General features: G+C 68.9%; 11 protein-coding genes. 7 read left to right on the top strand and 4 right to left on the bottom strand.

What is annotated here, in order from left to right; all coding sequences use genetic code 11:
- Positions 1 to 6: 6 nt before the first annotated feature.
- From AC5JDC_RS11845 to AC5JDC_RS11860, 4 genes are all read left to right on the top strand, one after another.
- Positions 7 to 1,665 (top strand): FAD-binding dehydrogenase, encoded by a 1,659-nt coding sequence (locus AC5JDC_RS11845; RefSeq protein WP_495841525.1) that lies wholly within the window; start codon positions 7 to 9, stop codon positions 1,663 to 1,665.
- A gap of 13 nt (positions 1,666 to 1,678) precedes the next feature.
- Positions 1,679 to 2,827, top strand: a complete 1,149-nt coding sequence (locus tag AC5JDC_RS11850; protein ID WP_495841526.1) for an amidohydrolase — start codon at positions 1,679 to 1,681, stop codon at positions 2,825 to 2,827.
- 84 nt (positions 2,828 to 2,911) lie between these two features.
- The gene (locus AC5JDC_RS11855; RefSeq protein WP_106773406.1) at positions 2,912 to 3,190 is read left to right on the top strand and encodes a hypothetical protein; all 279 of its coding nucleotides are present in this window, start codon (positions 2,912 to 2,914) and stop codon (positions 3,188 to 3,190) included.
- Positions 3,187 to 3,618 carry a type II toxin-antitoxin system VapC family toxin gene (locus tag AC5JDC_RS11860; RefSeq protein WP_495841527.1) on the top strand — a complete coding sequence of 144 codons (432 nt, stop codon included), beginning with the start codon at positions 3,187 to 3,189 and terminating at the stop codon, positions 3,616 to 3,618. Before AC5JDC_RS11855 ends, AC5JDC_RS11860 begins: the two co-directional genes overlap by 4 nt.
- A 2-nt stretch (positions 3,619 to 3,620) precedes the next feature.
- Here AC5JDC_RS11860 and AC5JDC_RS11865 read toward each other — a convergent pair whose 3' ends face one another.
- Positions 3,621 to 5,405 (bottom strand): ABC transporter transmembrane domain-containing protein, encoded by a 1,785-nt coding sequence (locus AC5JDC_RS11865; protein ID WP_495841528.1) that lies wholly within the window; start codon positions 5,403 to 5,405, stop codon positions 3,621 to 3,623.
- Between the two features lie 167 nt (positions 5,406 to 5,572).
- Between AC5JDC_RS11865 and rpmE the strand changes: the two genes are divergently transcribed.
- From rpmE to AC5JDC_RS11880, 3 genes are all read left to right on the top strand, one after another.
- Positions 5,573 to 5,794 (top strand): 50S ribosomal protein L31, encoded by a 222-nt coding sequence (gene rpmE, locus AC5JDC_RS11870; protein ID WP_106773403.1) that lies wholly within the window; start codon positions 5,573 to 5,575, stop codon positions 5,792 to 5,794.
- Positions 5,795 to 5,925: 131 nt separating this feature from the next.
- Complete coding sequence (locus tag AC5JDC_RS11875; RefSeq protein ID WP_495841529.1) at positions 5,926 to 6,066, top strand: glycine zipper domain-containing protein; 141 nt, start codon at positions 5,926 to 5,928, stop codon at positions 6,064 to 6,066.
- A 158-nt stretch (positions 6,067 to 6,224) separates the two neighbouring features.
- Positions 6,225 to 6,701, top strand: coding sequence for a DUF992 domain-containing protein (locus AC5JDC_RS11880; protein ID WP_106773402.1), 477 nt, complete (start codon positions 6,225 to 6,227; stop codon positions 6,699 to 6,701).
- Between the two features lie 70 nt (positions 6,702 to 6,771).
- Here AC5JDC_RS11880 and AC5JDC_RS11885 read toward each other — a convergent pair whose 3' ends face one another.
- From AC5JDC_RS11885 to thiP, 3 genes are all read right to left on the bottom strand, one after another.
- Positions 6,772 to 8,193, bottom strand: coding sequence for a M48 family metalloprotease (locus AC5JDC_RS11885; RefSeq protein ID WP_245428474.1), 1,422 nt, complete (start codon positions 8,191 to 8,193; stop codon positions 6,772 to 6,774).
- A gap of 202 nt (positions 8,194 to 8,395) precedes the next feature.
- Positions 8,396 to 9,157, bottom strand: a complete 762-nt coding sequence (gene thiQ, locus AC5JDC_RS11890) for a thiamine ABC transporter ATP-binding protein (protein ID WP_495841530.1) — start codon at positions 9,155 to 9,157, stop codon at positions 8,396 to 8,398.
- Positions 9,154 to 10,764, bottom strand: a complete 1,611-nt coding sequence (gene thiP / locus AC5JDC_RS11895; RefSeq protein ID WP_495841531.1) for a thiamine/thiamine pyrophosphate ABC transporter permease — start codon at positions 10,762 to 10,764, stop codon at positions 9,154 to 9,156. The genes thiQ and thiP overlap by 4 nt, the downstream gene beginning before the upstream one ends.
- Positions 10,765 to 10,859: the final 95 nt, after the last annotated feature.

A 10,859-nucleotide genomic window follows, 5' to 3' on the forward strand; every position in this document is an offset into this window, starting at 1 on the left:
ACACCAATGGCCGAGACGGCCGATGCCATCATCGTGGGCGGCGGGCTGGCCGGCCTGGTCGCGGCGGCGGAGCTGGCGGATGCCGGCCGGCGCGTCGTCGTCGTCGAGCAGGAAGGCGGGAATTCGCTCGGCGGCCAGGCCTTCTGGTCGCTCGGTGGCCTGTTCTTCGTCGACAGCCCGGAGCAGCGGCGCATGCGCATCCGCGACAGCCGCGATCTCGCCCTGCAGGACTGGATGGGCTCAGCGCAGTTCGATCGGCCCGAGGATTTCTGGCCGCGCAGGGTGGCGGAGGCTTTTGTCGACTTCGCCGCGGGCGGGATGCGCCCCTGGCTGCACGCACAGGGCATGCGCTGGTTCCCGGTGGTCGGCTGGGCCGAGCGCGGCGGCGGCCATGCGCACGGCCACGGCAATTCGGTGCCGCGCTTCCACGTCACCTGGGGCACCGGGCCGGGCGTGCTGGCGCCGTTCATCCGCCGCGTGCAGGAGCATGCCGGCCAGGGCCGCATCGCGCTAAAGTTCCGCCACCGCGTCAGCCGGCTGGTCAAGTCCGGAGGCGCAGTCGTCGGCGTCGCCGGCGAGGTGCTGGAGCCCTCCGGCGTGCTGCGCGGCCAGCCCTCGAGCCGCACGGCAGTCGGCGACTTCGAGCTGCAGGCCGGCGCGGTTCTCGTCTGCTCCGGCGGCATCGGCGGCGATCTCGAGCTGGTGCGGAAAAGCTGGCCGCGCGGCCGGCTGGGCGAGCCGCCACGCTTCATGGTGGCCGGCGTGCCGCCGCATGTCGATGGCCGCATGATCGGCGTCGCACAACAGGCGGGGGCGGCCGTCATCAACGGCGACCGCATGTGGCACTACACCGAGGGCCTGCGCAACTGGGACCCGATCTGGCCGAACCACGGCATCCGCATCCTGCCCGGGCCGTCGTCGCTTTGGTTCGCCGCGCGCGGCGAACGGCTGCCGGCGCCCTGCCTGCCGGGCTTCGACACGCTGGCGACGCTGAAGCACATCCTGGCCACCGGCCATGACCATTCGTGGTTCGTGCTGACGCAGAAGATCATCGAGAAGGAATTCGCGCTGTCGGGCTCGGAGCAGAACCCCGACCTCACCTCCGGCAGCTGGCTGAAGGTGCTGAAGAGCCGCCGCGGCGCGGGCGCTCCGCCGCCGGTGGAAGCCTTCAAGCGCAATGGCGAGGATTTCGTCGTGGCGACCACCCTGCCCGAGCTGGTCGCCGGCATGAACCGGCTGGCCGCCGCGCCGCCGATCGACCATGACCGGCTGAAGGCGCAGATCGAGGCGCGCGACCGCGAGCTGGACAACCCATTCTGCAAGGACGCGCAGGTGATCGCCATCCGCGGCGCCCGCGCCTATCTCGGAGACCGGCTGATCCGCACCGCCAAGCCGCACAAAATTCTCGATCCGGCCAGCGGCCCCCTGATTGCCGTGCGCCTCAACATCCTCACCCGCAAGACGCTCGGCGGCATCCACACGGACCTCGATGGCCGGGTGCTCGACGCGACGGGCGAGCCGATCACCGGCCTCTATGCGGCGGGCGAGGCCGCCGGCTTCGGCGGCGGCGGATACCACGGCTACAATGCGCTGGAAGGCACCTTCCTCGGCGGCTGCATCTTTTCCGGGCGCAATGCCGGCCGACATGGCGCGTCGAACCTTTAGGACGGAAGACATCATGGAACTGACCAATCAGGACATCGCCGATCTCGTCGCGTTCCGGCGCGAGCTGCACCGGTTTCCCGAAATCTCCAACGAGGAGGAGGCGACGGCGCGGCGCGTCGTCGACTTCCTCGCCGGCACCGGCCCGAGCGCCGTGCTCACGGGCCTCGGCGGCCACGGCGTGGCGATCGTCTACGAGGGCGCCGGCCCAGGGCCGACCGTGTTGTTCCGCAGCGAGCTCGACGCGCTGCCCATCGAGGAGTTGCCGGACATCCCGCATCGCTCCACCGTCCCCGGCAAGTCGCATATGTGCGGCCATGACGGCCACACCACCATCCTCGCCGCCCTCGCCCGTCAGTTCGGCCGACGCCCGCCGGCCCGCGGCCGCGTCGTGCTGATGTTCCAGCCGGCGGAGGAAACCGGCAACGGCGCCGCCGGCGTGGCGGCCGATCCGCGCTACGAGAACATTCGCCCGGATTTCGCCTTCTCGCTGCACAATGTGCCGGGCACGCCGCTCGGGCATGTCCGGTTGAAGCCCGGCGTCGTCAACTGCGCCTCGCGCGGCATCCGCATCGTGCTCGACGGCAAGACCGCCCATTCCTCCATGCCGGAGACAGGAACCTCGCCGATGCTCGCCGTCAGCCGGCTGATGCCGGCGCTGGCGAAGCTCGGCGGCGGCAGTTTTCACGACGACGACTTCGCCATGGTCACCGTCACCCATGCGTCCATGGGCGAGCCGGTCTTCGGCATCGCGCCGGGGCGGGCGGAGATCCGCGCCACGCTGCGCACCCGCCTCGACGAGCGCATGGCCGACCTCTGCGCGGCGGCGGAAGCGCTGGTACATGAAGCCGCCGGGAAAGACGGCCTGCGCCACACGGTCGACTATCACGAGATCTTCGTCGCCAGCCTGAATGCGCCGGAGGCGGTGGAGCACCTGCGCGCCGCGCTCGATGCGGAGGGCATTCCCCACGACGAGGAGCAGCTGCCGCTGCGCGCCTCCGAGGATTTCGGCGTGTTCGGCCACTCCTCGAAATCGGCGATGTTCTTCCTCGGCGCCGGCGTCGACCGGCCGGCGCTGCACAATCCGGACTACGATTTCCCCGACGACCTGATCGCCATCGGCGCGCGCATCTTCATGCGCACCGCCCGCAACCTGCTGGGGTGAGCGCGAGCGGGACAGTTGGCGTGCGTACGAAATTTGCGTACGAAAGAGTATGAGGATAAGATACGCTTTAAAGGAGGCGCAGCCATGAATGCATCCGGCCCGAAGGAGCGCGCGACCTTTTCGATCGCTGCAGATGTGAAGAGCAAGCTGGAAGCAGTCGTGCCGAAGAATGAACGGTCGCGGTTCGTAGAGAAAGCGATCGATCAGGCGTTGCGCGATGTCGCGATCCGGAACCTGCAGAAGACCCTGGATGAGATACGTCGACCCGCAACGGCTGAGGAGTCCGGAAGCGAATTCCTACGCAGAAAGCGAATGGAGTGGGACGGCCGGCCGATTGACGTTCTCGAAGGCAGGCACGAGTGATCGTTGTCGACGCCTCCATTTTCGTCAAATTGCTGAAGGATGAGGACGACAGTGATCACGCTCGGTCCTTTGTCGATCACATGCTGGCAAAGGGCGATGGCTATCTGACTCCGTCGCTCGTCCTCTACGAGACGTTGTCCGCCTCGCTCCACGTCGGAGTGCCCTTGACCACGGTCGGCAGCCTTTTCGAGGAATTTCGCGCCTTGGGTCTCGTCATCGAAGAACCGAACCAAGCCGACCTGACGCTGGCGGAAGCCATCGCGCGAACACAGTCTCCCGGCGGCGGCTATCCCACGCTGTTCGACAGCCTCTACCACGCCATGGCGATCGAGCGGGGCGGGATTTTCGTCACCGCCGACGCCCGCCATGTCGCGAAGACGGCGCAGTTTGGCCATGCGACGCTGCTGGCCGACTGGCGGCCCGCCTGAGCCTACTCCGCCGCCCTGGCGAACCCGGCCTTGCCGTCGGCGAACTGCAGCTCGGCCAGCCGCGCGTAGAGCCCGCCCCTGGCGACAAGGCTGGCATGGGTGCCTTCCTCGACGATGCGGCCCTCGTCCATCACCAGGATGCGGTCGGCCTTGAGCACGGTGGCGAGGCGGTGGGCAATCACGATGCTGGTGCGCCCCTGCATCAGCCGCTCCAGCGCTTCCTGCACGGCGCTCTCGCTTTCGGCGTCGAGCGCCGACGTCGCTTCGTCGAGCAGCAGGATCGGCGCATCGCGCAATATCGCCCGTGCGATCGCGATGCGCTGGCGCTGGCCGCCCGACAGCGTCACGCCGCGCTCGCCGACCTGGGTGGCATAACCGTCGGGCAGCTTTCGGATGAAGTCGTCGGCGAAGGCATCGCGCGCCGCAGCCTCGACCTCGGCGGCACTCGCGCCCGGTCGGCCGAAGCCGATATTGTCGCCGGCCGAGGCCGCGAAGATGGTGACGTCCTGCGGGACGATGGCGAGGCGGCCGCGCAGCTCGGCAGGATCGGCTGCCGCCACGTCGACCCCGTCGACTCGCACCGAACCCGCCTGCGGGTCGTAGAAGCGCAGGATCAGCGAGAAGATCGTGCTCTTGCCGGCCCCGGACGGGCCCACCAGAGCGACCTTCTCTCCCGGCTTGATGGTGAAGGTGAGGTCGTGCAGCGTCGGCAGGTCGGGGCGCGACGGATAGGTGAAGGAGACACCGCGGAAGGCGACCGAGCCGAGCGGCCTTGCCGGCAACGCCACGGCATTTGCCGGTTTCGCGATCGCCGGCTCTTCCGCAAGCAGTTCCATCAGCCGCTCGGCCGCGCCGCCGGCCTGGCTGAGCTCGCCCCAGGTCTCCGACAGCGCGCCGAGCGCGCCGGCGGCGAAGACCGAGAACAGCAGGAACTGGCCGAGCGTGCCCGGCGACATCGCGCCCGCCAGCACGTCGCGCGAGCCGAACCACAGCACGGCCACCACCGAGGCGAAGATGGTGAAAATGGCGAAAAAGGTGAGGAGAGCGCGCGCCAGAACGGACGATCGAGCCGCCGCGAAGGCGGTTTCGACGGCGCCCGCGAAGCGCCCGGTCACCAGCCGCTCGTTGGTATAGGCCTGCAGCGTGCGCACCGCGCCGATCTGTTCGCTGGCATAGGCCGAGGCCTCGGCCAGCATGTCCTGCGCAGCGCGTGAACGGCGCCGCACCGAACGGCCGAAGGCCACCAGCGGCAGCACGATCACCGGAATGGCGACGATGACGAGGCCGGAGAGCTTCGGGCTAGTGACGACCATCATGGCCACCGCGCCGATGCCGAGGATGGCGTTGCGCAGCGCCAGCGAGGCGCTGGCGCCGACGGCCGCCTTGATCTGCGTGGTGTCGGCGGTCAGCCGCGACACGATCTCGCCCGACTGCACCGTGTCGAAGAAGCCGGCCGACAGGCTCGTGACGTGAGAGAAGACGTCTCGGCGCAAATCGGCGACGACGCGCTCGCCGAGCGTGATGACGAAGTAGTAGCGCGCCGCCGAAGCCGCCGCCAGCACCGCGGCGATCACCACCAGCATTCCGAAATAGTTGGAGATGAAGGTCGAATCCGGCGAGGAGAAGCCATGGTCGATCATGCGCCGCACGGCGAGCGGCAGGGTCAGCGTCGTGACGGCCGCGACGACGAGGGAAACGGCCGCGCCGATCGCCATGCCGCGATAGCGGATCACATAGGGCATGAGGCGGCGCAGGGGCTTCAGCGACCGCCGTTTCGTTTCCTCCATCGTAGTCCTTCCGGGTCGGGCGGCTTGTGCTTCAAACCGGGCTGGTGTATAGGCCCGCCGACCGTTTTTGTAGCCGCGGCCGTCCAATAGCTGCGGCTTCATTCGTTTTGACAGTGCGCGCATCGCCGCAGGCAGGCAAGCGCCCCGCGACAGCCAGGACCAGACCGATGAAAGAGAAGATCCACCCCGACTACCACACGATCAAGATCGTCATGACTGACGGCACGGAATACACGACCCGTTCGACCTGGGGCAAGGAAGGGGACACGATGAATCTCGACATCGACCCGACCACCCATCCGGCCTGGACCGGCGGCCAGCAGACCCTGCTCGACCGCGGCGGCCGTCTCTCCAAGTTCAAGAAGCGCTACGAAGGCCTCGGCATCTGAGCCGAAACTTTTCGCTGCTACCGGAACCCCGCTTCGGCGGGGTTTTTGTTTTGTGCCGCTCGCGGAAGCGATATCGCATTCCCGCCTCAGGGGCGGTCTATCATACGGCCATGATCGATCGATGTTTCGGAATGGCTCTCGGCATCGCGCTGGGCACCGGGGCCGGAGCCGTCATCGGCTCGGCGATGGACAGCACGCCCATCGGCATAACGATCGGAATAGCCCTCGGCGCCGCGCTGGGCTGGATGTGGACCGGTTACCGCCGCCGCTAGGCGAATAGCATTCGGCACCTAGGGATCGCGGGCTTTACGGCCCGGGTACCGGCCAATTCAAAACGCCGTGAGCTACCCCGTGGCTCCGCTCCGGATGGAACCGCCCGCCGGGGTTGCCGGTTGAGGGATGGGCGGCCTTTGTTGAGGAGTTTCGACCGATGAAGAGAATTGTTCTTGCGGCGACCGCCGCAATCGCGCTGGCAGGCAGCGCCTCCTTCGCGCAGGCCGGCAACGTCGAGATCGGCATGCTGGTTTGCAACGTCGCCGGCGGTGATGGCTTCGTCTTCGGCTCGACCAAGCAGGTCGCCTGCACCTACAACCCTGCCCTGCCGAACCTGCCTCCGGAAACCTACTCCGGCGTCATCAGCCGCTACGGCGTCGATCTCGGCTTCACCGGCGGGAGCGTGATGAAATGGGCCGTGCTGGCGACCAGCTTCGACGCCTACGGCCCGGGCGCTCTCGCCGGCCGCTATGGCGGCGTCGGCGCGGAAGTGACGGCGGCGCTGGGCGTCGGCACCAATGTGCTTGTGCGCCAGTCGGCACGCGACTTCGTGCTGCAGCCCGTCAGCGTACAGGGCCAGACCGGATTGAACGTCGCCCTCGGCGTGGCCGGGTTCGAGCTGGCTTCCAGATAGTGCTCGACCAGCACCGCCGCAGGGCAATAGACCTCGCGGCCGCGTGAAAACTCGACGACGCGGCCGCGGGCTACTGATCGGAAATGATCTTCACCTTGTCGCCGGCCGAGACCGAAGCGACGGGCGACAGCGCATTGAGCAGCCGGAACAGGTCGAGCTTGCGGTCGACGCCGGCCATCTTCGCCGACAGGCTGCCGACCGTGTCGCCAGGCTTCACCGTGATCACGCGGATGCGCAGCGGCTTCAGCGCCGCCTTTTCGCTGTCGCTGAGCGCCTTGAAGCTGCCGCCGACCTGGCGGGCGATCACGTTCATGCTGGTGTTGGCGAGCGGCGCCGCCGTGAGCAGGCGGTAGACCTGGCCGCCGACGCGGATCACCGTGATGTCGAACTGCCAGCCTTCGGCACGCGCGCTGGCGATCGCCGCCTCGTTGCCGTTGATCGTCTCGGAGCGCACGCTCGTCGGATCGAGGCCGGTCACCCAGCCGCTGCGGATGTAGTCGGGCAGCGTGACCTTGGCATCGAGCGTGACGCCGTCGAAGCGGATCGCCATGTCGCCCGGGCCGGTGGCGGTGACCGCGGCCGCCGAATTGTCGATGGCGAAATTGGAGGGCACCGAGAAGGAGATGCCGAGCTTCGGGTGCAGGAAGGTGTTGCCGCGCACGAATCCCTCCTGCGGCGTGTCGCCGTAGAGCAGGCCGTCTATGCCGGCCAGGAAGGAGTCGCGGTCGGTGGCGCCGGTGCCAGGCGGACCGAACTGGCGGGCATGGGCGCGGGCCAGCTCGATGCGCTGCGGTGCGTTCGGATGGCTGGCGAGGAAGTCGAGGCTGGGATCGGTGGCGCCGCTGATGTTGCGGAAGTTGGTGTAGTCCGACATCGACTGCAGGAAGCGCGCCGCCGCATTGGGATCGTAGCCGGCGAGCTGGCTGGTCTTGATGCCGATGGCATCGGCCTCCAGCTCCTGGTTGCGCGAGAACTGGGCGAGCCTGAGCTTGCCGCGGATCAGCGCCAGCTTGGCGTTCGGCGTCTCGCCGAGCACGTCGGTGACCACCTTGGTGGCCAGCACCTCCTCCGCTTCCTTCTGCTGCCGCTGCAGGCCGTGGTTGGCGGTGACGTGGCCCATCTCGTGGGCGATCACCGCCGCCAGCTCGGCTGAATCGTTGGCGAGCGCCAGCAGGCCGCGCGTCACGTAGAGGTAGCCGCCCGGCAGCGCGAAGGCGTTGACGTTGGGCGAGTTGAGGATGGTGATGCGGTAGGTCTGCGTCGGGTTGTTGGATACGGTGGTCAGGCTGCCCACCACCTTGGCGACCATGCGCTCCAGCTTGGGATCGGAGTACTCGCCGCCATAGGTGGCGAGGATGCGCGGGTGCTGGGCGCGTGCCAACTCGGCCAGCTTGTTGTTGCGGCTGACGCTGTCGACGGTGACCGGATTGTTGGACGGCTGGAAGTTGGATTCGCGCACGTCGGACGGGAAACCCTGGCAGCCGGCGAGCACGAGGACAAGCCCGACCGATGCCAGACGCCGGGCGTTCGCAAGCGGTTTGGCCTGCGAAAGTTCGCGTCTCGTCAGGGTATCGGTCAGATCGGGTTCCTTTCCTTCGCTTCAGCCGACTATTCTGCCTGCCGGGCCTTGCGAGTCGCTGGCCTGCCTACGACCGACAGCATGGCGAGGCCGTTCGGCCCCGTCTGCCTCGCAATTATGTCGGCTTCCGGGCAGCGCTCGGCGTTTCGGCGGAGCGACTCTCGGCGCCAATATAGCGCCTGAATGCCTCCGGTCCACCCTCGGTGAAGAATGCGGCGGCCGGACCGGCGGCGGCGACCCGGCCATCCTCCAGAAAAACCATGTGCCCGGCGATGCGGCGGGCGTCGTCCGGATGGTGCGTCACCAGCACGACCGTGAGCCCGCGCTCGGCCTGCAGCGCGGCGATCAGGTCGAGCATGTCGTCGCGCAGCGCCGGTCCGAGCGCGGCGAAGGGTTCGTCCATCAACAGCACCGGCCGGTCGCGCACCAGCACCCGGGCGATCGCGACGCGCTGGCGCTCGCCGCCGGAAAGCTCGCGCGGCAGACGCCGCTCCTTGCCGGCGAGCCCGACGCGGGCGAGCGCCTGCGCCACCGCCTCGTGGTCGGCCTTGGAGAGCCGGAGCGACGGCGAGCGGCCGAGCCCGACATTCCTGGCTACGTCGAGATGGGCGAAGAGATTGTTCTCCTGGAAGATCATCGACACCGGCCGGCGGTCGGGCGGCAGCGCCGTGACGTCGACGCCGGCGATCAGGATGCGCCCGCCTTGCGGCTGGCGGAAGCCGGCGACGAGGTCGAGCAGAGTCGACTTGCCCGAGCCGCTGGCGCCCATCACCACGGTGACGACGGCGGGAGGGATGTCGACGTCGAACAGCATCTTCATGTCCGGATAAGCGAAGCGGACGTCGTCGATGCGGATTCCGGCGCCCAGCCCGCTCATTGCGGCTTCTCCCGGGCGAGGCGGTCGGCGACCATCATCAGCGCCAGGCAGAGCAGGCCGAGCAGCAGCGCCAGGCCGGCGGCGTCGGCGGTGCGGTAGCTGCCCATGCGCGAGAACAGCAGATAGGGCAAGGTCTGCACGGCATCGCTGCCGAACAGGGCGACGACGCCGAGGTCGCCGAGCGACAGCGTCATGGCGAAGGCGCCGGCGGTGGCGGCGGCGCGCTTCAGCACCGGGGCATCGACCAGCCTGAGCCGGGTCCAGCCGCTTATGCCGAGGGCGGCGCACAGCCGGTCGTGGCGCTCGGCGGCGGCGTCGTAGCGCGGCCGGATGGCGCGTACGGCGAACGGCATGGCCATCACCGCATTGACCGTCACCACCATGACAGGGGCGAGCGCGAACACGTCGGCGAAGTGCCGGGCCAGCACGAACCAGCCCGCGCCGATGACGATCGGCGGCACCACCAGCACGAAGCCGGCGCCGGTGTCCATGGCGCGCTCCAGCAGCGATCCCGGCAGGGCGACGGCCAGCGCCCGCCGCGCCGCGACGAGCGCGAAGGCCAGCGCCACGGACAGCACGGAGGCGGCGAGCGCCAGCACGACGCTGGTCGCGGCCGCCTTGCGCACGGTCGCCTCGCCGGCAAGGCGCAGGAGATCGGCCTGCAGGCCGGAAAGCAGAGTCGCGACGAGCGGCCCGGCGACGAACAGCAGGGCGGCGCCGAGCAGCAGCGCGTTGACGCCTGTTTCGGCGGGGCCGGCGGCCGGCGGGCGCGGCGCGGCGACGCTCAGATTGGCCTCGCCGGTGACATTGGCACCGAGGCGCGACAGCGCGAACACGGCCGCGGCGGTGAGCGCCACCTGCAGCGCCGTCAGCGCCACGGCGCGGGCCGGGTCGAAGTCGAAGCGCAGCGCCTGGTAGATCGCGACCTCCAGCGTCGTCGCCCGCGGGCCGCCGCCCAGCGTCAGCACCAGCGTGAACGAGGTGATGCATAGCATGAAGACGAGGCCGGCGATGCCGGGCAGCGCGGCGCGCAGCACCGGCCATTCGATGAAGCGGAAGGAAGGCCCGGCCCTCATGCCGAGCTGGCTCGCCAGCCGCCACTGGTCGGGGCTCACCGTGTCGAGTGCCTCGAGGAAGAGGCGGGTCGCCAGCGGCAGGTTGAAGAAGACGTGCGCGACGAGAATGCCCGAAAGCCCGTAGATGCCCGGCCAGTCGCCGCCGGAAAACCAGCCGAGCAGGCCGGCGAAGTAGCCGGCGCGGCCGTAGAGCTCGAGCAGGCCGAGTGCCGCGACGATCGCCGGCAATGCCAGCGGCAGGGCGAACAGTTTTAGGATGAAGGCGCGGCCGAAGAAGTCCGGATGCCGCGACAGGGCGCGCGCCAGCAGCATCGCCGGGACGATCGAGAGCAGCGTCGACAGCGCCGCCTGCCAGACGGTGAAGCGGGCGATGCGGAAGAGGTAGCCATCGAAGGCGGCGAGCGCTCCCGACCAGTCGTGCATGCCCTCGACCAGAAGCCCGAGGAAAGCGCCGCCGATCAGCACGCCGATCGCCGCCAGCGCGACGATGCCGGCGAGGATGCGGGGGTCGGAGCGGGGCGTGTCAAACACGGTGCCCCTCTCGCCTTGTTGGGCTAGTCTCGAGAGTTGCTGCTCCTTCGCACCCCCCTCTGTCCTGCCGGACATCTCCCCCGCAAGGGGGGAGA

The organism is Kumtagia sp., assembly GCF_059502445.1.